Origin of the sequence: Allobosea sp. WAO (genome assembly GCF_001509835.1) — a bacterium.
In the GTDB taxonomy this organism is placed as follows: Bacteria; Pseudomonadota; Alphaproteobacteria; order Rhizobiales; family Beijerinckiaceae; genus Allobosea.
Genome location: NZ_JXTJ01000006.1, coordinates 185478 through 208738, shown reverse-complemented (window position 1 = coordinate 208738; position 23261 = coordinate 185478). Strand labels below are relative to the sequence as shown.

The following is a 23261-nucleotide window of genomic DNA, read 5'->3' as shown; positions in this document are numbered from 1 at the left end:
CGCTGCTTCCAGGCATCGTGAATTGCCGGCTGGGCGCGCATTCGCTAACGCTCCGGCATGAAACGCCGCGCCTTCCTCGCCGCCGCTGCCCTCGCCCTGCTGCCGACCCTCGGCCGTGCCCAGGCCCCCGCTCCCTCGCTTTCGGTGCGCGAGGCGCATGAGGCCGCGAAGGCCGGCCGCCTCGTTCTCGTCGACATCCGCACGCCCGAGGAATGGGCCGATACCGGCGTGCCCGAGGGCGCGATCAGGCTCGACATGGAAGGCAGCGGCTTCGAGGCCCGCCTCGCCGGCGTGAAGCTCGACCATCCCGGCAAGACGATCGCGCTGATCTGCCGGACCGGCAACCGCTCGTCCAGCCTGCAGCGCAAGCTCGCCGGCCGCGGCTGGCGCGATGTCGTCGACGTCCGCGGCGGCCTGCTCGGAAACCCGAGGGACAAGGGCTGGCTCAGCGAAAGCCTGCCGGTAACAACGCCTTGAGGCCCGACTTCCGCAACCGACGGATTGACGAAGCAGATCGCCGATCACATGCTTGCGCAATGTATCTCGGTTCCCGCCCCGCGCACATCGCTCGACGCCGACGCTGCATCAACCTGCAGCGGGGCGTGCCGATTGCGCGACGACGAGAGCTCCGGAGGCTTTAGCCTCCCTCCCAGCGTCGAAGAATTGCCTGCAACCCGCCACCTCCCGGTCGGCGGGATTTTTGTTGCCCGACATCGTCGCTTTGCAACCGGCGCAATGGCTCTCCGAGTACAATCTCATCAGGAAAGGTCACGTCGCAAATGGCGTCCAGCATCTCGCTCAAAGCACTAGCCGGCGCCTACGGCGTAGCACGGCTGGGTCCGTCGGATCCGATTCCAGCCTGGGCCGATGGCGGCGGCTTCGTCAGCATCAGCCGCAGCGATGACGAACTGTCCATCGTCTGCCCGCAGGACCGTATCCCGCACGATGTGCGCATGGATGGCGGCTGGTCCTGTCTCAAGCTGCAGGGGCCGTTCGCCTTCGGCGAAACCGGCATCGTCCTGTCGGTGATCAGGCCGTTGTCGACCAACGGCATCGGCATCTTCGTGGTCTCGACCTTCGATGGCGATCATCTCTTGGTGAAGGCCGTCGATTTCGAGAAGGCGTGCGCGTTGCTGGTCGAGGCTGGACACAGGCTGGCCTGACCAGTCGACGGCGGAACAATTCTCACCAAGCGCGCGGGGCGATCGATCGCAACGCCGAGAGCCGGAGCGGCGCCTGCGGCCCTTCAGGAGCGGTCGCCAAGCAGATCCGGCCGCCGCTCGCGCGTGATCTTCTCCGCCTGCTCACGCCGCCAGCGCGCGATGCGGGCATGGTCGCCCGACAGCAGCGCCTCCGGCAGGCCCCTGCCCTCCCATTCGCGCGGGCGGGTATAGTGCGGGTATTCGAGCAGCCCGTTCTCGAAGCTCTCCTCCTGCCCGGAAGCCTGCTTGCCCATCACGCCGGGGATCAGCCGGACGCAGGCATCGAGCAGAACCATCGCCGCCATCTCGCCGCCAGAGAGGATGTAGTCGCCGATCGACACTTCAGTCAGGCCGCGCCCCTCGATGACGCGCTCGTCGACCCCCTCGAAGCGCCCGCAGACGATGACGACGCCCTCGCCCGCCACGAAATCGCGGACCATGCGCTGGTCGAGCCTGCGCCCGCGCGGCGACATCAGCAGGCGCGGCCTCGGGTCGTCAGCGGGAACGGCTGCATCGATCGCCGACGCCAGCACGTCGCAGCGCAGTACCATGCCGGCGCCGCCCCCGGCCGGGTTGTCGTCGACATTGCGATGCCGGCCGATGCCGTGGTCACGGATTTGGTGGGTGTCGAGCGACCAGAGCCCGCTGCGCAGGCCTTCGCCGGCCAGCGAGGCGCCAAGCGGGCCCGGGAACATGTCGGGGTAGAGCGTCAGGATCGAGGCATGAAAGGTCATGCCCTCTGCTGGCACGAAACGATGGCCGCGTCATCAGCGCGGCGCAGCCATCGCTTCATGCCAGACACGGAGGCGCGCTATGCCGCCCCCTCCTGCCGGATGCGCTCGCGCCAATGGGCATGTAGCCCCTCGATGTCGACGCTGGTCAGCAGCGGCATGGCATCGCGCAGATGCCCGTCGCTCCAGTCCCACCACGCCATGTCGAGCAGCATCGCAATCCTGGCCTCGTCGAAGCGCTTGCGGATCAGCTTCGCCGGATTGCCGCCTACGATGGCATAGGGCTCGACATCGCGGGTGACCAGCGCCCGCGTCCCGATCACCGCGCCATGGCCGATCGTGATGCCCGGCATGATGATCGCCTCGGAGCCGATCCAGACATCGTTGCCGATCGCAGTATCGCCCGCCGGGAGATAGCCGTCGCGCGCGGCGGCGAAATGCGGCTGGTCAGGCACGTAGTGGAACGGGAAGGTGCTCGCCCACTCGTTCCGGTGGCCCTGATTGCCGGCCATGATGAAGGCGGCGCCCGAACCGATCGAACAGAAGCTGCCGACGATCAACCGGTCGGCGCCTTCGTTCGGGAGCAGGTAGCGGGCGCAATCGTCGAAGCTGTGGCCGTGATAGTAACCGGAATAATAGCTGTAGCGCCCGACGACGATGTTGGGATGGCGTACCTGCTCAGCCAGCGGAATGCCCTTGAACGGGCTTTCGAAGTAATTGGTCATGAGTTTCTGCTCGCAAAGCCGCGCGCGCTCGCGTGGCGCCACCGGCTGGAAGACATGGGAAAAGTGGGCGCGCGGCATGGCCGTCGCCCTCCGGTCTTCGTCCCCTGGCTCAGAGGCGCGGGGACGCGATGCAGCTGGTACAGTGCGCCTGCTTCATGATGCCCGAGCATAGCCGCGGCGACAGCGGCGGCGCAAATCGGCGGGACCGGAGGCGACCCGGCCCGGCATCTCAGATGAACTGCAGCGCCGGCAACCCGTCCAGCGCGTTGAAATCCGGCACGCTGGCGATGACGTTGTCGAAGCCGGTGAAGGCTTCGGCGTCCAGCATCGTCAGGAGCGCGACCGCGCGCATGCCGGCGCGCCGCGCCGCCTCGACGCCGTTCGGCGCATCCTCGAAGACGAGGCAGTCGGCGGGGTCGACGCCCATGCGCTCGGCAGCCGCGAGGAACATGTCCGGGTGCGGCTTGCCGGGATAGCCCTGGCTCGGCGAAACGATGGTCGCGAAGCGCTCGCGCAGCGTGAGGGTGTCGAGGATGAGCGAGATATTGGCTGGGGCAGCGGCAGTCCCCACCGCCATCGGCACGCTGCGGCTACGGGCTCGGTCGAGAAGCTCGACGAGACCCGGCAGCGGCGCGACATGCGGCCGGTAGGTCTCGCGGTAAAGGCTCTCCTTCTCCTCGGCGAGCCGGTCGAGCTCGGCCGCATCGGCGCCGGGGAAATGCGGGCCGATGATATCGGAGATCGCCATGCCCGCGGTCTGCGCCGAGAAGGTCGCACGTTCGAAGGGCAGGCCACGGCCACCGTACCACTGCTCCCAGGCATCGTCATGGAAGCGCATATTGTCGACGATGGTGCCGTCCATGTCGAAGATCAGGGCCTTGGCCGGCATGTTACGCAGCATCGTCGTCCTCGAACAGGCCGGCCGGCGGCAGCGTCTCGATCCGCCTTCCGGCGATGTCGATGCGCGGCGCGAAGGCCTTGGTGAAGGGCATCAGCACCGAGCGGCCGTCAGGCGTCTCGATGTCGAGCAGGTCGCCGGCGCCGTAGTTGGCGACGGCGGCGATGGTCCCGAGAATGGCTCCATCGGGGCCGATAACCGAGCAGCCGACGAGATCGGTCTGCAGGAACTCGTCCTCGTCCTCGGGCTCGGGCAGGCGCGAGCGCTCGACGAAGAGCTTGACGCCGTTCAGGGTTTCGGCGCCCTCGCGGCTGGTCACGCCCTTGATCTGGGCGACGACCACTTCCTTGGCTGGGCGGATGGCGGCGATCTCGAAGCGCCGCCCCTGCTCGTCGCTCAAGGGGCCGTATCCGGCCAGCGCCAGCGGATCGCCGGTGAAGGTCTTGATCCGGACCTCGCCGCGCACGCCGTGCGGCGCGCCGACGATGCCGAGCAGGACGAGGGAGACGTCAGCAGCCACGGCGCACACCACCACGCAAGGACAAACTCCCCGTCATGCTCGCCCTAGTGGCGAGCATCCACGTCTTGAACACCGCATGAGGCTGGCGAAGCCGTGGATGGTCGGGACGAGCCCGACCATGACGACCGGCATCGCAGGCCGCGATCGGCATCACTCGGCCGAAGCGCCGGCCTTCTCGGCCTTGGCGGCGGCGCGCTCCTTGGCCTTCTCGCCCGGCTCGGCCTTCTTCGGGTTGCTGCGCGCCGGGCGCTTGGCGATGCCGGCGGCGTCGAGGAAGCGCAGGACGCGGTCGGTCGGCTGGGCGCCCTTGGCGAGCCAGGCCTGGGCCTTCTCGACGTCGAGCACGACGCGCTCCGGCGAATCCTTCGCCTTCATCGGATCATAGGCGCCGATCTTCTCGATGAAGCGACCATCGCGCGGCGAGCGGGCGTCGGCGACGACGATGCGGTAATAGGGGCGCTTCTTGGCGCCGCCACGGGTCAGGCGGATCTTCAGGGACATGGTCTTCTTCCTTCAGTCTTGCTTCTTGCTTCATTTGACCGGCCATGAGGCCGGCGTCTCTCCGTCATGCTCGGGTTTGTCCCGAGCATCCACGTCTTGAACACCACACGCGGCCAGCAAAGACGTGGATGGTCGATACAAGGCCGACCATGACGCCCTGAGCGCAGGCAGGTGAACCTCTCACTTCTTCTTCCCGAACGGATTGCCGAGACCGGGCAGACCTCCGCCAAGGCCCGGCAGTTTCGGCATCATCCCGGCGGGCGGGGTGACGCCCTTGGGCAGGCCCGGAAAGCCACCCGGAGGCAGAGAGGGAAGTCCCCCGCCTGCACCGAGCTGCTTCTGGAGTTCGGCGAGCTGCGCCGGGTCCATCTTCGAAGGATCGGGCATGCCGGCTGGCAAACCGCCCATGCCGCCGCCGAGCCCGAACATCTGGCCGAGTTTGCCGAGCATACCGCCCTTCTGGCGGGCCATCTGCTTCATCATGTCCGCCATCTGACGGTGCATCTTGAGCAGCTTGTTGATCGCCTCCGGCGTGGTGCCGGAGCCGGCGGCGATGCGCTTCTTGCGGCTGTTCTTCAGCAGGTCGGGATTCTTGCGCTCGGCCGGCGTCATCGAGTTGATGATCGCGATCTGCCGGCCGATGACCTTGTCGTCCATCTTGGCGTTGGCGAGCTGGCTCTTCATCTGCGCCATGCCGGGCATCATGCCCATCAGCCCGCCGAGACCGCCCATCTTCTCCATCTGCTGGAGCTGCGAGCGCAGGTCGCCGAGATCGAAATTGCCCTTGGCGAGGCGCTGCGCGAGCTCCTGCGCCTTGTCGGCGTCGACGGTGGCGGCGGCCTTCTCGACCAGGCCGACAATGTCGCCCATGCCGAGGATGCGGTTGGCGACGCGCGAGGGATGGAAATCCTCGAGCGCATCGGTCTTCTCGCCGGTGCCGACGAGCTTGATCGGCTTGCCGGTGACGGCGCGCATCGAGAGCGCGGCACCGCCGCGGCCGTCGCCGTCCATGCGGGTCAGCACGATACCGGTCAGGCCGACGCGGCCGTCGAAGGCGCGGGCGGTGTTGACCGCGTCCTGGCCGGTCAGCGCGTCGGCGACGAGCAGGACCTCATGAGGATTGGTCGCCGCCTTGACCTCGGCGACCTCGGCCATCAGCGCCTCGTCGAGCGTGACGCGGCCGGCAGTGTCGAGCATGACGACATCATAGCCGCCGAGCTTCGCAGCCTCGACGGCGCGCCTTGCGATCTGCACGGCGGACTGGCCGGCGATGATCGGCAGCGTCTCGACGCCGACCTGCTTGCCGAGAACGGCGAGCTGCTCCATCGCGGCCGGGCGCCGCGTATCGAGCGAGGCCATCAGGACGCGCTTCTTGTTGCGGTCGGTCAGGCGCTTGGCGATCTTCGCCGTGGAGGTGGTCTTGCCCGAACCCTGCAGGCCGACCATCAGGATCGGCACCGGCGGCACGGCGTCGAAGGTGATGCCCTCGCCCTCGCCGCCGAGCGTGTCGATCAGGACGTCGTTGACGATCTTGATGACCTGCTGGCCGGGTGTGACCGACTTCAGGACCTCGGCGCCGACGGCGCGCTCCCTGACCTTGTCGGTGAAGGAGCGGACGACCTCTAGCGCGACGTCGGCCTCCAGCAGCGCGCGGCGGACCTCGCGCAGCGCGGCGTTGACGTCGTCCTCGGTCAGCGCCCCCCTGCGGGTCAGGCCCGAGAGGATGCCGGAGAGTCTGTCGCTCAGCGTGCCGAACATGCGTTCCTGCTTACTGCCTCAAATGCCGGCCCGACCAGGCTCAGCCCCCAAGCGGTTTCGCGCCCGAGGGCGCAGACGCGCTGTCGGGCGTTGACCTCCGGGCTCATGGAAGCTCTATGAGCGGCCCGGTCGGCGGATGAAGTCTCGTCGATGCGGCGAAACGGATGGCGCGTTAAAGCGGAAGATTGCGGCGAAAGTCAAGCTAAAGCCCACAATAGCGCAGCGGCTGCCGGCGAGCGCACCTCGCCCGGCGGCTTTTCTGCCCCCCGAAAGCCATCCCCGCCCTAACCCCACGACGGAGACGACATGAAGCTCTTGGCTACCACCGCGACAATGCTGGCGCTCGGCCTCGCCCAGGCGCAGGCCCAGTCCTGCGAGGGCAATTTCTCCGTGGTCGGCACGCCGATGCTGACCGGCCTGACCTACAAGACCTGGGACAGCATCGCCAAGCGCGCCCCGGCGGCAGTGCTCAAGGACCTCGCCGCCGCCGTCTCGGCCGAGGGCTTCGCCGATATCCGCATCGACAAGGCCACGAGCTCGGTGCTCGCCGTGCAGGAGACCTCCGGCTCGGGCCGCCCGCAGACCTTGCGCATCACCGCCCGCAAGAGTGGCGGCGGCACCCGCGTCGATGCCGCCTTCGTCGTCCAGCAGGGCCAGGTCGCGCCGGAAGCCTATACGCGCGCCGCGCTCTGCCGCGTCATCGACGGCGGACGCGGCTGAGCGTCGCGACATTCTTGAGGGCAGCGACATTCTCGCCCGAATCCGGCATTAGGCCGTCCCGCTGACCGCATGCGGCGGGACGGACAAAGATCGATGAGCATGATGACACGTTCGGGCGCAGCCCTTCTGACCGCCCTGCTGCTGGCCGGTTGCGCGACGCAGCAGCGCGAGACCACCGCACCGAATGCAAAGCGGCAGGAACGCCTCGCCGCCGTCAGGCTCGATTCGGCCGAAGCGGTCCGCATCCTCAACGCCCATCGCGCCGAGCGGGGCCTCGGCGCGGTTCGACTCGACCCGAGCCTGACCACCATGGCCCAGCGCCAGGCCGATGCGATGGCGGCGAACGACAGCCTCTCGCATGACGCCGCCGGCACCTTCAACGCGCGCGTCCATGCGGCCGGGCTGGACACGGTGCGGGCGGCCGAGAACCTCGGCGCCGGCTATTTCTCGACGCAGGAAGCCTTCGAGGGCTGGAAGAAATCCTCCGGCCACGCCGCCAATCTCGTCATGCCGCAGGCGACGCGCATGGGCATCGCCCTCGCGAAGAATCCGCAGACCCGTTACGGCGCCTGGTGGACGATCGTGCTCGCCGCCGAGCCGGAAAAGCGCCAGGAACTCTCCGCCGGGCCGCTCGTGCCGGCCAGCGGCCGCGGCACCACGACCTTCCGCTGGGGGCCGTCGCTCTGAGCCCAGCGGCTAGCGCGTGACGCAGCCGCAGACCGAACGCCCCGGTCCGATCGTCTGCCAGTTGCCGTTCCAGCGACCGACTCGGTTGCAGACGCCGGGGCATTTGTTCTGCGCATCGCCATTGTGCCAGATCGGCCCGGCATCGACCTGCACCGTGCGCGCCCCGCGCGGCCTGTCCCAGCCGCCGCGGCGCTGATCGACGCCGCGGTCGCCCGAGCCATAACCGTAGCCGCCCCCGCTCCAGCGGCTGCCGCAATTGCAGATCGCCTCGAAGCCCGGGCCGGTCTGGCGCCAATTGCCGTCCCAGCCATCGCGGCCGCAGACGCGCGGGCACTTGCCGCGCGCATCGTCCGCATTCCAGACCGGCCCCGCCCGGCGCCATTCCGCCTGGGCGACGGAGCTGGCGAAGCACAGCATCACGGCGAGAAGGATGCGCGAGAGCAGTTTTGGCATAGGCGGCCTTGTTGGAAGACAGGCAGCATCTGACGCAAGGGAAGAAGATCAGTCCACAGGGTCGGCGCCCGCCTGCGCCACAGGCCCAACGAGCGGTTCCCGCAATGCCTCGACTTTTCGCTTTCGTCATGAGGACGGCGCGGGAATCCGGCCGAACCACCCTCTTTACAAACCGCCCCGGCTGGTGATGGCTCTGGTCCTTAACCGGAGCATCTTTCCATGACCTTCGAAACCTGGGCCGCCTTCGCCGCCGCAACCGCCGTGCTGCTCGTCATCCCCGGCCCGACCATCCTTCTGGTGATCTCCTATGCGCTCGGCCAGGGCTGGCGCACCGCCTTCCCGATGGCTGTCGGCGTGGCGCTGGGCGACTTCACGGCGATGACCCTCTCCATGCTCGGCGTCGGCGCCCTGCTCGCGACCTCGGCGACGATCTTCACCGCCCTGAAATGGATCGGCGCCGCCTATCTCATCTATCTCGGCATCAAGCTCTTCCGTGCCGGCGGCAGCCTCAACGCCGAGCCGCGCAAGGATGCGACCTCGGCCTGGAAGATGCTCGGCCATGCCTGGCTGGTGACGGCGCTGAACCCGAAGGGCATCACCTTCTTCGTCGCCTTCCTGCCACAGTTCCTCGATCCGAAGGCCGACTTCTGGACGCAGATGCTGATCTTCGAGGCGACTTTCATCGGCCTCGCCTTCGCCAATGCGCTAGGCTACGCGCTGATCGCCTCGCGCGCCCGCTCGGTGGTGAGCAATCCGCGCGCCATCGGCCTGTTCAACAAGGCCGGCGGTACCCTGCTGGTCGGGGCCGCCACGGTCGCGATGCGCTCCAGCAGCCACTGAGGCCACCACTATGCCCGCCCGCGACAGCGCAACGCTCGGCTTCTACGCCGAGGAAGCCGAGACCTATGCCGGGCGCGAGCGCGAAGCCGACCGCGCTCGCATCGAGCGCTTCGCCCGCCTGCTTCCGGCCGGCGGACAAGTGCTCGAACTCGGCTGCGGGGGCGGACAGGACAGCGCGGCGCTGCTGGCGCGCGGCTTCGACGTGACACCGACCGACGGCTCGCCGGAACTCGCGGCGCAGGCCGCGCTCCGGCTCGGTCGGCCAGTAGCGGTCCTGCTCTTCGAGGACCTCGCCGCCAGCGCGGCCTATGACGGCATCTGGGCCAATGCCTGCCTGTTGCACGTGCCGCGCGCCGCCCTCCCCGCCATCGTCGCCAAGGTCCACGCCGCCTTGCGGCCGGGCGGCGCCTTCTACGCCAGCTTCAAGGCCGGCGATGCGGAAGGGCGGGATCGTTTCGGGCGCTACTACAACTACCCCTCGGCGGAATGGCTGCGCGAAGCCTATGGCGCTGGCGCCTGGCGCAGCCTCGACATCGCGGCGGAATCCGGCGGCGGCTATGACGGCGAGCCGACCCGCTGGCTACACGCCTTCGCGATCAAAAACGCTTGAACGCAGGTGCTTCCGCTGCTTTCCCGCCAGGCCGGCGACTTGAAACCATCCGATCGCCGCCCACATCGGCTGTCATGAACCGCCGCAAATTTCTCCGCTTCCTCGGAATCCCCGCGCTTTTCGCCTCCGGCGGTGTCGCCTGGGCCTCCTATGCCCGCTCGCGCAATCCCTATTACCAGGGGCCGGTCAGCGACCATTTCAACGGGCTGACCTTCAGCGACGGGCGCCCGGTGAAGAAGGGGTTGCTCGACTTTCTGCGCTGGCAGACCGGCAATCGGCAGCGGGAGGCGTTTCCGGCACATTTCCCGGCGCCGCCGCAGGATGTGCCGCCGGCCAGCGTCGAAGGCCTGCGCCTCGCCCATCTCGGCCACGCCTCCTTCCTGCTCCAGGCGTCCGGCCTCAACATCCTGGTCGACCCCGTCTATTCGGAGCGCGCGAGCCCCTTCTCCTTCTTCGGGCCCAAGCGGGTGAATGCCCCCGGCGTCGCCTTCGCCAACCTGCCGAAGATCGACGTCGTGCTGGTGACCCACAACCATTACGACCATCTCGATGTCGACACGCTGGCGCGGCTGCACCAGCGCGACCGGCCGCGCATGATCATGCCGCTCGGCAATGACAGCATCGTCAAGGCGCGTGACGCCGCGATCCAGGCCGAGGCTCACGACTGGGGCACACGCCTGACACTGTCCGACAAGGTCGCCGTGACCTTGGTGCCGAGCTATCACTGGTCGGCGCGCGGTGCCTTCGACCGGCGCATGGCGCTCTGGTGCTCGTTCGTGATCGAGACACCGGCCGGCAAGCTCTTCCATATCGGCGATACCGGCTTCCATGACGGCTCGCTCTATCGCGAGCTCGGGGAAAAGCACGGGCCCTTCCGCCTCGCGCTACTGCCGATCGGCGCCTACGAGCCGCGCTGGTTCATGGGCGACAACCACATGAACCCGGAAGAGGCGGTCGAGGTGATGCGCTTCCTGCGCGCGGAGCAGGCGCTCGGCCATCACTGGGGCACGTTCCAGCTCACCGACGAGGGCGTCAGCCGCCCGGCCGAAGCCCTGACCGTCGCACTGGACAAGGCCGGACTGCCGCCCGAGCGTTTCCAGGCGATGCAGCCCGGGCTGGTCTGGGAAGCGTAGGCCACCGCCCCGCCATGCTCGCCCTTGTGGCGAGCACCCATCTCTCGAACACCGCGTGAAACGAAGACACCATGGTCGGGACAGGCCCGACCATGTCGGCAAGGCCATGCGCTACTTCGGCTGGACGTAGACGTTGATCTCGAGATTTGGGTCGCCGGGATCCTTGAGCTCGCCGACATACTCCTCGAGGAAGGCGTCCTTCACGACGATGTTCTTGGCCTCGAGATAGGCGGTGATCGTCTCATAGGTCGAGTCGATGTCGTCATAGGGGGCGGTATGGACGAAGCGCAGCGAACGCCCCGACGGCGACAGGCCGGCCCGCACGCCATTCGCCAGCGCGCCCGACGCGGCCGCATCCGGCGCACGGTCGACCGGCAGCATCGCCTCGAACTTGAAGCCGTTGTCGTCGGTCTCGACGAACAGGGCGAGCGGCCGCCCGGCGATCTTCAGCCCGGCCTTCGTCGCCTCCGCACGCAAAAGGTTGATGCTCTCGGCGAGGCGCTGGAACCCTTGGTCCCAGCTCGATTGTCCCGGCAGGGTCAGCACCGGCCGGGCGGTGAGCGCGACCTCGTCGACATCGGACGGGTCGCCCGGCTTGCCGGCCAGCGTCGCATTGGGATTGGGTGCGCCGGTCTGCTGCTGCGCCGGCGGCGCCGGCAGCGGATTGGGCAAGGTCGGCGGCGGCTGCACCGGCTGCGGCTCGGCTGGCGCCGGCGGAGCGGGTTGGACCGGCTGGGGCGCGGCGGGAGCGGGCAGGGTCGGCGGTGGCTGGACTGGCTGGGGCTCGACCTGAGTCGGCGATGTCTGGCCCTGGCCAGGCTGAGCCTGGCCTTGCTGCGCCGGAGTAGACGGCGCGCTTTGCGCCGGCGCGACCGCTCCGGGCGGCGGGGCCAATGGCGTGCTTTCGACGCTTGCCGGGGGTGCGACCCTGCTCTGGGCCGGCGCGGCTACGGGAACCGCAAGGCCGGCCGCCAGGGCGATCATGTACAGGTTGGAGTGTCGCATCCCGATAGTCCCGACCTGACACGACCGAATCGCGTCGTTGCGCCGCAAGCTACGCTGTTCGCATGCGCAGACAAGAGCCTCACAGGGTGGCGTTTTTTCGGCGTCTCGGTCATAGAGCCGCATCATCATGGACATGTGACGATATGAACGCTCTCGCGCATCGCCGGTTCCTCAGGATGAACGGCCTCGGCAACGAGATCACCGTGCTCGACCTGCGCGGCACCAAGTCTATCGTATCCGAGGCGGAGGCGCGTGCCATCGCCGCGGCGCCCGGGATGCATTTCGACCAGTTGATGGTCCTGCATGATCCGAGAACGCCCGGAACCGACGCCTTCGTCCGCATCTACAACACAGACGGCTCCGAAGCCGGTGCCTGCGGCAACGGCACGCGCTGCGTCGCCTGGGCGATGATGGCGGCCCCTGAGATGGGCGATCCCGCGAAAAGGACGCTCATGCTGGAAACCAAGGGCGGCCTGCTGCCTTCGACGCGCGTCACGGACCTCGTCTTCACCGTCGACATGGGCAAGCCGCGCCTTGCCTGGGACGAGATCCCGCTCGCCGAGCCCTTCCACGATACCAGCGGCTTCGAATTGCAGATCGGCCCGATCGATGCACCCGTCCTGCACACGCCGGGCGCCGTCAGCATGGGCAACCCGCACGCCGTCTTCTTCGTCGACGACCCCTATCGCTTCAATCTCGAGCAGATCGGCCCGTTGCTCGAGAACCATCCGATCTTCCCCGACCGCGCCAATATCGGCCTCGCAGCGGTCAAGGCGCCCGACCATATCGTGCTTCGCGTCTGGGAACGCGGCGCCGGCATCACCCGCGCCTGCGGCTCCGGCGCCTGTGCGGCGCTGGTCGCCGCCGTCCGGCGCGAGCTCAGCGACCGCAAGGCCACCGTCAGCCTGCCTGGCGGCGATCTCGTGATCGAATGGCGCGAGAGCGACGGCCATGTCCTGATGACCGGCCCGGTCGAGCTGGAACGCGAAGGCGTGCTGGAGCCGGCGCTCTTCGCCGCCGCCTGAGATGCCGGTCGAGACCCTCACCTTCGGCTGCCGCCTCAACCTCGTCGAGAGCGAGGCGATGCAGGCGCAGGCTGAGGCGGCCGGCTTGCGCGACATCGCCATCGTCAACAGCTGCGCCGTCACCGCCGAGGCGGTCCGCCAGGCCAGCCAGGCGATCCGCCGGCTGGCGCGCGAACGGCCCGAGCGGCCGGTGATCGTCTCAGGCTGCGCGGCGCAGATCGAGCCCGACCGCTTCGCGGCCATGCCGGAAGTCGCTGCGGTACTCGGCAATGCCGAGAAGCTGGAGCCGGAGAACTGGCGCCGGCTCGCGGCCTCCAACAGCCTGCGCGGCACCGATCGCGCGCCTTCAGACAAGCTGCTGGTCGGTGACATCATGCTGGCGCGGGGCGCCGCGCCGCAGCGCACGCGCGCCCTCGCCAATCACACCCGCGGCTTCCTGCAGGTCCAGAACGGCTGCGATCACCGCTGCACCTTCTGCGTCATCCCGCTCGGCCGCGGCAACGCCCGCTCGGCCGCCATCGAGGACGTCGTGGCGCAGGGCCGTGCGCTCGTCGCCGAAGGCGCCCGCGAGATCGTGCTGACCGGCGTCGATCTGACAAGCTATGGCCGCGAACGGCCGGAGGCTCCCTCGCTCGGCAGACTCGTCCAGGCGCTACTCGCGGCGCTGCCCGATCTGCCGCGCCTGCGCCTTTCCTCGCTCGACGCCGTCGAGATCGATGACGAACTGCGCGACCTGATCGCCAGCGAGCCGCGACTGATGCCGCATCTGCATCTTTCGCTGCAATCCGGCGACGATCTCATCCTGAAGCGCATGAAGCGCCGCCACGGCCGGGCCGACGCCATACGGTTCTGCGCCGAGCTGCGCGCCCTGCGGCCGGAGATCGTCTTCGGCGCCGACCTGATCGCCGGCTTTCCGACCGAGGACGAGGCGATGTTCGCCCGAACGCTCGCCCTGATCGAGGAATGCGGCCTGTCCTATGTCCACGGCTTCCCGTTCTCGGCCCGGCCGGGAACGCCGGCGGCGCGCATGCCGCAGCTTCCCGGCGAGATCGTGCGGGAGCGTGCCTCGCGCCTGCGCGACGCCGCGCAGGCCGCCCACCAGCGTCACCTCCAGGCCCGGGTAGGCCGCAAGCTCGCGGTCCTGACCGAGCGCGGCGACAGCGGCCGGGCCGAGGATTTTACCCTCGTTCGCTTCGGGCACAGCGTCGCCGCGGGGCAGATTCTACCGGTTACGGCACAATCCTGCGGCGACAAGGCGCTGCTCGCAGCTTGACGCGCCGCCCGCTTCCCCTTCATGCAGCGGCGTACGCGCAGACGTCTCGCCCATGTCGCAATCTGGACCTAAGCCTCACGCCATGATCCACCGCTTCCGCAAGACCGCCTTCCTCGCCGCCCTGCCCTTCGCCCTCGGCTGCACCGTGGCCAGCGCCCAGTCCTATGGCGACCCGGCCTCTGGCCTCTCGGTGTCGCCCCCGAAGCCCTTCATCGGCAAGGCCGGCAAGCCGCATCCGCAGTTCGACGTCACCATCGACATCGATTCGAGCACGGGCACGCCGAAGGCAGTCAACGCCGATGGCCGGCTCTGCACGCTCGGCTTCAAGCCCGCCGCCCAGAACGCCCAGCTCAACCGCGAGACCATCAATGCCCAGATGGCCAAGCCGGAATGGCAGAAGCTCTACCGCGACATGTTCGAGACGATCGGCACGGTCTCGGACCTCAAGCTCTTCGAGCATCAGGGCTTCAGCGGCATCGAACTCATCGTGACGCCGAAAGCCGGCCCCAATGCCGAGAATGTGCGGATGTTCACCTCGACCCTGGAGACGTCAAAGGGCCGCACGGCGCTGATCTGCGTCACCGACAAGGCCGGCCTCGCCTCCTCGCTGGCACAGCTCAAGGCGCTGCGGGCGACGATCCACGCCCCCGAATAAGCGGCGCGTCTGCGCGAGCGAGCCTGCGCCCCGCCTCTTGTCGATTCAACGCTTGGCTCGCTGCAGCACTTGGCCCGCTTCAGCGCTTGGCCGCGTTCGCAGCGACCTCTTCGCGCAAGGCGCGGCGCAGCACCTTGCCGACATTGGTCTTCGGCAGGGCGTCGCGGAAGATGATCTGCCTGGGCACCTTGTAGCCGGTCAGGCTGTCCTTGCAGAAGCTGCGCAAGGCATCGGCCGTCAACGCCGGATCCTTCTTCACCACGAAGGCGGCGACGGCCTCGCCGGAATGCTCGTCCGGCAGGCCGATCACTGCCGCCTCGAGCACGCCGGGATGGGCGGCGAGCACGTCCTCGACCTCGTTGGGATAGACGTTGAAGCCGGAGACGAGGATCATGTCCTTCATCCGGTCGACGATCTTGACCTGCCCGTCCGGCAACATGATGCCGATGTCGCCCGAACGGAAATAGCCGTCCGTCGTCATCACCTTGGCGGTCTCGTCCGGCCGTTTCCAGTAGCCGGCCATCACCTGCGGGCCGCGAATGCAGATCTCGCCCGGCTCGCCCAGCGGCGTCTCGTTGCCGTCGGCATCGCGGATCGCGATGTCGGTCGAGGGCAGCGGGAAGCCGATCGTGCCGGAGAACTCGTTGATGTCGGGACGATTGACCGAGGCCATCGGCGACGTCTCGGAGAGACCATAACCCTCGATGATCGGCTTGCCGGTCACCTCGCGCCAGCGCTTGGCGACGATCGCCTGGGTCGCCATGCCGCCGGCGACCGAGAAGCGCAGTTCCGAGAAATCGACCTGTCCGATGTCGGGATGATTGCCTAGCGCGTTGTAGAGCGTGTTGACGCCGGAGAAGAGCGTGAACCGGGTCGACTTCAGCGTCTTGACGAAGCCGGCGATGTCACGCGGATTGGCGATCAGCAGCCCCTTGGCGCCGATCCGCAGCATGAACATGCAGCAGCAGGTCAGCGCAAAGATGTGGTAGAGCGGCAGCGCCGTGACCATGGCGTGCTGGTAATCGCTGCGCCCGAGCGGCGGCTCGACCGCCCAGCCCAACCAGAGCCGCGCCTGCTCGACATTGGCGGCGACATTGCGGTGCGTCAGCATCGCGCCCTTGGCGACGCCGGTGGTGCCGCCGGTATATTGCAGGAAGGCGATATCGTCCGGCACCACCGTGACCGGCGCCATCGTGGCGGGGCCGGCCAGGATCGCCTTGAGCTGGAACGAGCCCGGCAGGTTGAAGGGCTTCACCACCTTCTTGACCTTGCGGGCGACGAAATTGACGATGCTGCCCTTGAAGCCCATCAGGTCGCCGGCCGTCGCGATGACGATGGCGTCGAGCTTCAGGTTCGGCCGCGCCTCCTCGACGACATGGGCGAAGTTCTCGATCACCACCAGCGCGCGGGCGCCTGAATCGGTCAGCTGATGCGTCAACTCGCGCGCCGTGTAGAGCGGGTTGACGTTGACGACGGTGTAGCCGCCAAGCAGCGCGCCGAAGATCGTTGCCGGATAGGCCAGGATGTTCGGCATCATCAGGGCGATGCGGTCGCCCTTCTTGAAGCCCTGCGCCTGCAACCAGGCGCAGAAGGCCCGCGCCGCACGGCCGGTCTCGGCATAGGTCAGGTTCTTGCCGAAGCTCTCGAAGGCATTGCGCTGCGCATAAAGCTCGCAGGCCGAGCGGATCAGTTCAGCCAAGGTCCCGGGCGCGGCCGGATCGATCTCCGCCGGCACGGCCGCAGGATAATGCGCCAGCCAGGGCCGCGGGTCCGGAGTGGTGTCCGCGGCGGTCATCGCGTTCATCGTCGTCCTCCCTTAGCGCTCCGCGCCCTGTTGCCGGGCTTGGGGAGCTGTCTGCGGCCGGTCCAACCCGACACGTCACCGGGGGAAAGCCGTCTCATCGCATGGCTTGTACTACAGTGCGAAATGCTCGCGGCGGGTGCAAGCACCCGCCGCGTCTCCGCACAAAAAAGTTTATATATGAACGTTATGCGTCGCAACCCGGTTATCGCGCCTGCGCCATGGCCTGCGCGGCCACCACAGCGTCCGCCGGCTTGCCGGCGAGTTCGGAGAGGTGGTCGAAGCGAGCGCTGAACGAGCCGACACCGGAGGTCGCCGAGCGTAGCTCGACGATCAGCCCACCCATCTCCGCCTCGGGCACCTGGGCATTGATCTGGTCCCAGCCGCGCCAGCCCGGCCGCGCGTCATAGCCGAGAATCTGGCCGCGCCGCGCCGAGACCAGCGCCGAGGCCCGCGACATCGCATCCGAGGGAATCACGATCTCGACCGCGAGAATCGGCTCGAGCAACACCGGCTTCGCCTGCGGGCAGGCCTCGCTCATCGCGATCCGCGCCGCCTGCCGGAAGGCCATGTCCGAGGAATCGACCGTATGATAGGAGCCGTCGGTCAGCGTCACCTCGATGTCGACCAGCGGAAAGCCGAGCGGCCCGCGCTGGCAGAAATCGCGTACGCCGGCTTCGACCGAGGAGATGTACTGGCGCGGCACGACGCCGCCGGTGATCTTGTCCACGAAGCGGATGCCCTCGCCGCGCGGCAGCGGCGCGATCTCGAGCACGACATCGCCGAACTGGCCATGGCCACCGCTCTGCTTGCGGTGCCGGCCGCGCGCGCTCGCCTTGCCGCGAATGCTCTCGCGGTAGCCGATCTCGGTCGCCGCACTCTCGACCGCGACGCCATAGCGGCCGGAGAGTCGCTCCAGCGCGACACGCAGATGCATCTCGCCCTGGCCCGACAGGCGCATCTCGCTGAACTCGGAGAGATGCTGCAGGCTGAGCCCGGTATCCTCCTCGATCAGTCGGGCCAGCGCCGCCGCCAGCCGGACATCGTCCTTGCGCTCCTTCACGGTCACCGCCAGCGCATGCACCGGCTCGGGCGGCACGACTGCGCTGATCGCGTCCGGCCTGACCTTGCCGGCGGCGATCGCATCGCCGGTGCGCACGCCTTCGAGCCGCGAGAACGCCGCGACCTCGCCCTCCTCGGCGACCGGCTGGCGCTGCTGCTCCGCACCCTTCAGCTCGAGCACGCCGCCGATCCGGGCCTCGATGCCGGCCGAGGAGGTGACGGTGTCGCCTTCGGAAAGCCGTCCGCGCAGCACTCTCGCGAGCGAGAGCTTGCCGCCCTGGCCGGAATGCCAGGTCTTCATCACCAGCCCGAGCGGCGCGCCGCTGTCGACGACGCCGATCCGGCCGCGCGTCGCCTCCAGGCCCGGCGCCTCATGGCGCAGCGCCTTGAGCAGGCGCGTCACGCCATTGCCGCGCTCGGCCGCACCGATCAGCACGGGCACGACATGGCGCTCCCTGAGCTCGCGGGCGAGATCGTCGAAGATCAGATCGCGCGGCGGCTCGATGTCGCCGAGCAGGTCCTCCATCAGGGTATCGTCGTAATCGGCGAGCTTTTCGAGCATCGAGAAGCGGGCGTCCCGCTCCCGGTCGACCTCTTCGGCCGCGAGCGGCACCACTTCGCTCGGCGCATGCTCGCGGTAGACGAAGGCGCGCTCGAGGGCGAGGTCGATGAAGCCGACCGCGATGCCGTTGCGCCAGATCGGGATCTGCCGCAGCAGGAGCGGCGTGCGCGAAGCGCGCTGCAGCAAGGCCAGGGTCTCGCGGACCCGGCGCGTCGCGGTGTCGATCTTGTTGAGGAAGAGGAAGCGCGGAATGTCGGCTTCCTCGAGCTCGCGCAGCACCAGCTCCAGCGCCGGCGCCTTGCGGTCATCGGCCTCGCAGACCACGACTGCAGCATCGACCGCCATCAGGACATGGCGCATCTCGTGCAGGAACTCGACCGAGCCGGGGCAGTCGATGAAGGTGAAGCGCTCGCCGAGGAAACTGACGGTGGCGACATTCGGCTCGGTGCTCATCTGGTGGGCGCGGGCCTCCGCCGAGGCATCCCCGACACTGTTGCGGGTCTTGACCGAGCCGGCGCGCGAAACGGCGCCGCAGCGTTCCAATATGCTCTCGAACAGGCTGGTCTTGCCGCTCTGGAAGGGACCCACGATCGCGATGCATCGCGGCCCCCTGCCTCTGACCCCGGATGTCGTTCCTCCATTGGCGGAAGTCGTTGCCATGTCGTCCTCCTTCGGTTCTGGCCGCGCGGAGACGCCAAGGCTGAAGGCCTCGCTCCCGGCGGCGGAAGACCGGCGGGAACGAAAAGCGCCCACGCCGGCGAGGCGGCGGTCGCTCGGGCCCGACAGGGTCGGGCGGCCGTCGAAGAGGGATGTCAGGCCAAAGGTTCGCGCCGAATGAGGGCCGGCGCAAGGAGAATGTTGTCGCGGCTGACCCTGCTGCCCTGCCCGCCGCTCAGCGGTTGCGGCGCTGCCCGCGCAGCGTCGGCAGGCCGATGCCGACGGCGTCGAAGCCGCCATCGACGGCGAGCACCTGGCCGGTGATGTAACTCGCCCTGTCGCTGCACAGGAAGAAGATCGCCTCGGCGAGCTCCTCCTCCAGCCCGTAGCGGGCGAGCGGGATCGCGTCGTGGTAGTCGGCGCGGATCTCCGGCGAGTGCACGGCCTTGGCCATCGCGGTCTCGACCGGGCCGGGGGCGACCGCATTGACCCGGATGCCGAGCCCGGCGAGCTCGGCCGCCTGCTGCTTGGTGAGATGGGCGAGCGCCGCCTTGCTGGTGCCGTAGGCGACGCGCAGCGTCGAGGCTCGCAGGCCCGAGATCGAGGTGATGTTGACGATGGCGCCGCCGCCATTGTCGGCCATCGCCGGCGCGGCGGACTGGGTGGTCAGGAAGGGGCCGGTCAGGTTGACGTCGAGCACCCGCTGCCATTCCTGGTGCGTGGTCTCGAGCAGCGGCTTGAACACCGCCGTCCCGGCATTGTTGACCAGCGCGTCGAGGCGGCCGAAGCGCTCGGCCGTCGCATCGACCGCTGCGGCGACCCCGGCGGGGTCGGCGACGTCGCAGACCAGCGACAGCGTCACCGTCGGCGCGTCGAGCTCCGCCATCGCCTCACTAAGGCCATGCGCGTCGATGTCGAGCAGCGCGACGCGCCAGTTGTCGGCGAGGAAGCGCTTGACCGTCGCCAGTCCGATGCCGCGCGCGGCACCGGTGACGAGGACGGTCCTGATCGAGCTTTCCGACATTGCGCTTCACTCCCGGCGACATGCTTTCGCCTTCCATACAGCCGCCGCCCGCCAGCCGGAAGCGCGCTTGCCGGCAGGTGGCGCTGCGACGAACGCCGCTCAGAAATCAGCGAAAGGCGGCGGCGATCAGGAAGAGGCCCGAGAATAGCATCATGCCGTCGAGCAGGAGCTGGAAGGTCGCCCTGTCCATGCGCATCACCAGCGCCTTGCCGGCGAAAGTGCCCAGCATCAGCGACGCGCCGACGATCAGGCCCTTGGCGAGGATGGCGAGCGGCATCGCACCCAGCGAGCGGAAGGTCGCGACCTTGGTGATGTAAATGAACAGTGAGGTCGCGGCCTCGGTCGAGAGCAGCGCGCCCTTGGTCAGCCCGTAGGCCATGAAGGCGGGAATGCTGAGCGGCCCGGTCGAGAGCACGAGCCCGGTCAGGAAGCCGATCGCCGCCCCGGCCAGGCCGAGCTGCCAGAGCGAGAGCCTGATCCGCCGCGCCTCCAGCCAGCGCCGGCCGGGAATCATCGCGAGGAAGAACAGGCCGAGGCCGACATCGATCGCTGCCGAGGGCAGGCGCAGCAACGTGCTAGCCCCCAGCATCGCTGCCGGGATGCCGGGCAGTCCGTAGGCCAGGAAGGCGCGCCAATCGACTTCGCGCCACCAGGCCAGCAGACGCGCCAGATTCGCCATCACAGCGGCGACCGCCATGATCGGCACCGCCTGCTTCGGCCCGAAGGACCAGACCAGCACCGGCAGGAGCATGATCGACGAGCCGGTCCCGACCACGCCGCCGACGACGCCCGCCGCCAGTCCGACCAGCAGCGTGAACAGCGAGGCATAGGTCAGGATATCCGCCACTCTGCCTCACCTCGCCGCCAACGGGCCGATGGCCCACCGCACCCGATTCTGCTATTGCTGTGCAAGTCCTGCGGCCTGCGCGCCGCGCTGATTTCGTTCGCGGCATCAGCAACGCTCGACAAACCCCTCGCGCTCCTGTATGGGCCGGCACTCAACTGAAAACAGCGCGCCGTAACGCCCGCGTGAACACACGCGACAACGGCCATGGAGAGAACCATGAACATCATCGAGCAGATCGACCAGGAACAGATCGCCAAGCTCGCCGAAGGCAAGGAAATCCCGCATTTCCAGCCGGGCGACACCGTGCAGGTCAACGTCAAGGTCAAGGAAGGCGAGCGCAGCCGCGTTCAGGCCTATGAGGGCGTCGTGATCGCCCGCAATGGTGGCGGCCTCAACGAGAGCTTCACCGTCCGCAAAATCTCCTATGGCGAGGGCGTCGAGCGCGTCTTCCCGCTCTATTCGCCGAACCTCGACTCCATCAAGGTCGTCCGCAAGGGCAAGGTTCGCCGCGCCAAGCTGTATTACCTGCGCGATCGTCGCGGCAAGTCGGCCCGTATCGCCGAGCGCGTCGAGGCCAAGCCGGCCAAGGGCAAGAACGGCGCGAAGTAAGAGCCGCGCCAAGCCGGCGCTGCCAGCAGCGAGTTTTTCCGGAACGCGGCCTCTCGGGGCCGCGTTTTGCGTTTGAGGCCGTTCACGCAACGGAAATTTGAGGAAACCCGGCTAATCGCTGCGCAGGATCGAAGCGGGCGAGATGGCTGGTGCGCGACACGGCAGGACATGGCGATGGCGTACCGGGCGACAGCACAGCGCACGGGCAATCGCAGCGTATCCCCTCGCCTGCCGCAGGCCTGAGATTCGCGCCGCCCCACTGGCGCCGGGTCTGGCTCGGCCTCGATCGCAACGAAGCCGTACTCGCCTTCGTCGCGACCCCGCTCGGCATCGTCCTGCTGCATGCGTCCTTCTTCGCCGCGCTCGCGCTGAGCTTTCAGATCTCGCTCTCTGCCGTGGCGCTGATCGGCCTGACCCTACTCGGTTGCGCGCTCTTCCCAGCCCGTCGCCTGCTCGTCATGGCCATTTCCGGCTTTCTCTACATCCTTCTCCGGCCGTTCCGGAGTCAGCAGCAGCAGGAATTCGCCGAGAAGCTGCGCGAGACTACGCCGGAACTGGTCGAGCTGCCGCATCTCGCCTGGCAGGCACCTCTCGCCATGGGCTTCCTGCTGCTCTGCGGCCTCGCTTTGCGCCTGCAGCGGCGTTACCGCGCCAGTCTGCTCGCCCGCCGACCGGTCCTGACCCAGTTCGCGGTCCTCGCGGCGCTCATCGCCGGCACCGGCCTGCTCGAGCCCGAAACTCCGGCTTACGCGGCGCTCTGGACCTTAGTCGTCATATACGCCGCCTCCTTCTTCTTTCTGTCCTATGCCTTCGTCGACCAGCGCGGCCGGATCGAACGCCCGGTACCGCTCCATCTCGGCTTCATGCGCCCGTTCTGGGGCGGGCCATCGATCCCGTTCAAGACGCTGACCTATCTCGGCACCTTCGAGGCGAAAACGCCGGCCGAACTCGCCGCAACTCGGCTACGCGCGCTGAAGCTCGCCATCTGGGCCGCGATGCTCGCGGGGCTGCACGCGCTGCTCTCGGCGGCCTTCTATGATGTCGCCGACTGGCCGACGCTCAACGAGGCGCTGACGATGACGGCGCAGGGCGAGGCGCCGGCCATAACCGCCGGCTGGCTGATCGTCGCCAAGAACTTCATCCTGACCGTGCTGGCGACCGCGGCCTTCGCCCACGTCTTCGTCGCCATCGTGCGCATGGCCGGCTACGGCATTCCGCGCAATACGGCACGGCCGCTGAGCGCCCGCAGCATCGCCGAATTCTGGAACCGGTACCTCTTCTATTTCAAAGAGTTGTTGCTGGATTTCTTCTTCTATCCGGCCTTCGCGCGCTGGTTCAAGGCGCATCCGCGCCTGCGCATCGCCTTCGCCACCTTCTGCGCGGCCTTCGTCGGCAACCTGCTCTTCACGGTGATTTCGCAGGCCCATCTCGTGGCCGAGCACGGGCTGCTCGGCGCCGTCATGCGCTTCGAGAGCTATGTTTTCTACGCGGCGCTGCTGACCCTGGCACTGGTGCTGTCGCAGCTGCGCAAGCGCAAGCCAAAGCCGGAGGACGGCTTCTGGCGCTATGAGGTCACGCCGCGGCTCACCGTCATCGGCTTCTTTGCGGTGGTGCAGATCTTCGCCGATGAGAGCGGCCATCTCGGCCTGGCGGAGCGGACGGACTTCCTGCTCCACCTCTTCGGTATCTGAGCGCGGCCTCTTCAGACGCGCGCGCCGATCAACCCCTCGATCTGCGCCAAGGTGTCGAGCTGGGTGATGTCGAAATCCGCATCGGCGAGATCGATGCCGATCTCGCGCTCGAGCAGCATCAGCACTTCCGTCGCCGCCATCGAGTCGAGCTTGCCGCTGAAGAACAGCGAGTCATGGTCGGAGATAGCGCCGCGATGACCGCGCTCGGCCAGCATGGCGAGCACGGCCTCCCTGACGATGGCGACAGCCGAAACCTTGGTCACGATATCCTC

General features: G+C 68.1%; 25 protein-coding genes. 12 read left to right on the top strand and 13 right to left on the bottom strand.

The window, feature by feature from the left end; all coding sequences use genetic code 11:
* Window positions 1-57: 57 nt before the first annotated feature.
* On the top strand, window positions 58-477 hold the full coding sequence (locus tag DK26_RS10040; protein WP_066471314.1) for a rhodanese-like domain-containing protein: 420 nt from the start codon (window positions 58-60) through the stop codon (window positions 475-477).
* Window positions 478-779: 302 nt separating this feature from the next.
* The gene (locus DK26_RS10035) at window positions 780-1163 is read left to right on the top strand and encodes an ACT domain-containing protein (protein ID WP_066471312.1); all 384 of its coding nucleotides are present in this window, start codon (window positions 780-782) and stop codon (window positions 1161-1163) included.
* Window positions 1164-1246: 83 nt separating this feature from the next.
* Here the strand turns inward: DK26_RS10035 and trmD are convergent, their stop codons facing one another.
* The 6 genes from trmD to ffh all read right to left on the bottom strand — a co-directional run bounded on the left by trmD (window position 1247) and on the right by ffh (window position 6335).
* On the bottom strand, window positions 1247-1936 hold the full coding sequence (trmD, locus tag DK26_RS10030) for a tRNA (guanosine(37)-N1)-methyltransferase TrmD (protein WP_066471311.1): 690 nt from the start codon (window positions 1934-1936) through the stop codon (window positions 1247-1249).
* 77 nt (window positions 1937-2013) lie between these two features.
* Window positions 2014-2658 (bottom strand): type B chloramphenicol O-acetyltransferase, encoded by a 645-nt coding sequence (catB, locus tag DK26_RS10025; RefSeq protein ID WP_066472578.1) that lies wholly within the window; start codon window positions 2656-2658, stop codon window positions 2014-2016.
* Window positions 2659-2887: 229 nt separating this feature from the next.
* Window positions 2888-3559 carry a beta-phosphoglucomutase family hydrolase gene (locus tag DK26_RS10020; RefSeq protein ID WP_066471308.1) on the bottom strand — a complete coding sequence of 224 codons (672 nt, stop codon included), beginning with the start codon at window positions 3557-3559 and terminating at the stop codon, window positions 2888-2890.
* The gene (gene rimM, locus DK26_RS10015; protein ID WP_066471305.1) at window positions 3549-4076 is read right to left on the bottom strand and encodes a ribosome maturation factor RimM; all 528 of its coding nucleotides are present in this window, start codon (window positions 4074-4076) and stop codon (window positions 3549-3551) included. Before rimM ends, DK26_RS10020 begins: the two co-directional genes overlap by 11 nt.
* Window positions 4077-4226: 150 nt before the next feature.
* Entirely contained in the window at window positions 4227-4577 is a 351-nt protein-coding gene (gene rpsP / locus DK26_RS10010) for a 30S ribosomal protein S16 (RefSeq protein ID WP_066471303.1), read from the bottom strand.
* A gap of 180 nt (window positions 4578-4757) precedes the next feature.
* Entirely contained in the window at window positions 4758-6335 is a 1578-nt protein-coding gene (ffh, locus tag DK26_RS10005; protein ID WP_066471300.1) for a signal recognition particle protein, read from the bottom strand.
* 306 nt (window positions 6336-6641) lie between these two features.
* Between ffh and DK26_RS10000 the strand changes: the two genes are divergently transcribed.
* Window positions 6642-7055 carry a hypothetical protein gene (locus DK26_RS10000; RefSeq protein ID WP_066471298.1) on the top strand — a complete coding sequence of 138 codons (414 nt, stop codon included), beginning with the start codon at window positions 6642-6644 and terminating at the stop codon, window positions 7053-7055.
* Between the two features lie 99 nt (window positions 7056-7154).
* Window positions 7155-7742 (top strand): CAP domain-containing protein, encoded by a 588-nt coding sequence (locus DK26_RS09995; protein ID WP_184231652.1) that lies wholly within the window; start codon window positions 7155-7157, stop codon window positions 7740-7742.
* A 9-nt stretch (window positions 7743-7751) separates the two neighbouring features.
* On the opposite strand, the gene DK26_RS29335 is transcribed toward DK26_RS09995, so the two are convergent.
* Entirely contained in the window at window positions 7752-8195 is a 444-nt protein-coding gene (locus DK26_RS29335) for a mannan-binding protein (protein ID WP_066471293.1), read from the bottom strand.
* Window positions 8196-8414: 219 nt separating this feature from the next.
* On the opposite strand from DK26_RS29335, the gene DK26_RS09985 reads away from it, so the two are divergent.
* From DK26_RS09985 to DK26_RS09975, 3 genes are all read left to right on the top strand, one after another.
* Window positions 8415-9035: a LysE family translocator gene (locus tag DK26_RS09985; protein ID WP_066471291.1), complete on the top strand. Its 621-nt coding sequence runs from the start codon at window positions 8415-8417 to the stop codon at window positions 9033-9035.
* A gap of 10 nt (window positions 9036-9045) precedes the next feature.
* Window positions 9046-9645, top strand: coding sequence for a class I SAM-dependent methyltransferase (locus DK26_RS09980; RefSeq protein ID WP_066471289.1), 600 nt, complete (start codon window positions 9046-9048; stop codon window positions 9643-9645).
* 74 nt (window positions 9646-9719) lie between these two features.
* Window positions 9720-10778 carry an MBL fold metallo-hydrolase gene (locus DK26_RS09975; protein WP_066471286.1) on the top strand — a complete coding sequence of 353 codons (1059 nt, stop codon included), beginning with the start codon at window positions 9720-9722 and terminating at the stop codon, window positions 10776-10778.
* A 111-nt stretch (window positions 10779-10889) separates the two neighbouring features.
* Here DK26_RS09975 and DK26_RS09970 read toward each other — a convergent pair whose 3' ends face one another.
* Window positions 10890-11468, bottom strand: coding sequence for a GyrI-like domain-containing protein (locus DK26_RS09970; protein WP_066471284.1), 579 nt, complete (start codon window positions 11466-11468; stop codon window positions 10890-10892).
* Between the two features lie 458 nt (window positions 11469-11926).
* On the opposite strand from DK26_RS09970, the gene dapF reads away from it, so the two are divergent.
* The 3 genes from dapF (at window position 11927) to DK26_RS09955 (ending at window position 14736) form a co-directional block, all read left to right on the top strand.
* Window positions 11927-12808, top strand: a complete 882-nt coding sequence (gene dapF / locus DK26_RS09965) for a diaminopimelate epimerase (RefSeq protein ID WP_066471281.1) — start codon at window positions 11927-11929, stop codon at window positions 12806-12808.
* 1 nt (window position 12809) lies between these two features.
* Window positions 12810-14081 (top strand): tRNA (N(6)-L-threonylcarbamoyladenosine(37)-C(2))-methylthiotransferase MtaB, encoded by a 1272-nt coding sequence (mtaB, locus tag DK26_RS09960; protein WP_066471279.1) that lies wholly within the window; start codon window positions 12810-12812, stop codon window positions 14079-14081.
* 82 nt (window positions 14082-14163) lie between these two features.
* The gene (locus DK26_RS09955; RefSeq protein ID WP_066471277.1) at window positions 14164-14736 is read left to right on the top strand and encodes a hypothetical protein; all 573 of its coding nucleotides are present in this window, start codon (window positions 14164-14166) and stop codon (window positions 14734-14736) included.
* A gap of 79 nt (window positions 14737-14815) precedes the next feature.
* On the opposite strand, the gene DK26_RS09950 is transcribed toward DK26_RS09955, so the two are convergent.
* The 4 genes from DK26_RS09950 to DK26_RS09935 form a co-directional block, all read right to left on the bottom strand.
* Entirely contained in the window at window positions 14816-16531 is a 1716-nt protein-coding gene (locus DK26_RS09950) for an AMP-binding protein (protein WP_066472574.1), read from the bottom strand.
* A 211-nt stretch (window positions 16532-16742) separates the two neighbouring features.
* Window positions 16743-18821 (bottom strand): elongation factor G, encoded by a 2079-nt coding sequence (locus DK26_RS09945; RefSeq protein WP_066471275.1) that lies wholly within the window; start codon window positions 18819-18821, stop codon window positions 16743-16745.
* A 232-nt stretch (window positions 18822-19053) separates the two neighbouring features.
* Window positions 19054-19842, bottom strand: a complete 789-nt coding sequence (locus DK26_RS09940) for an SDR family oxidoreductase (RefSeq protein ID WP_066471273.1) — start codon at window positions 19840-19842, stop codon at window positions 19054-19056.
* A gap of 106 nt (window positions 19843-19948) precedes the next feature.
* Window positions 19949-20689: a sulfite exporter TauE/SafE family protein gene (locus DK26_RS09935; RefSeq protein ID WP_248309924.1), complete on the bottom strand. Its 741-nt coding sequence runs from the start codon at window positions 20687-20689 to the stop codon at window positions 19949-19951.
* 216 nt (window positions 20690-20905) lie between these two features.
* Between DK26_RS09935 and rplS the strand changes: the two genes are divergently transcribed.
* The gene (gene rplS, locus DK26_RS09930; RefSeq protein WP_066471271.1) at window positions 20906-21298 is read left to right on the top strand and encodes a 50S ribosomal protein L19; all 393 of its coding nucleotides are present in this window, start codon (window positions 20906-20908) and stop codon (window positions 21296-21298) included.
* A gap of 149 nt (window positions 21299-21447) precedes the next feature.
* Window positions 21448-22989, top strand: a complete 1542-nt coding sequence (locus DK26_RS09925; protein ID WP_066471268.1) for a hypothetical protein — start codon at window positions 21448-21450, stop codon at window positions 22987-22989.
* A gap of 11 nt (window positions 22990-23000) precedes the next feature.
* Here DK26_RS09925 and DK26_RS09920 read toward each other — a convergent pair whose 3' ends face one another.
* A complete protein-coding gene (locus DK26_RS09920; protein ID WP_066471266.1) occupies window positions 23001-23252 on the bottom strand; it encodes a phosphopantetheine-binding protein in 252 nt (83 codons plus the stop codon).
* Window positions 23253-23261 lie beyond the last annotated feature (9 nt).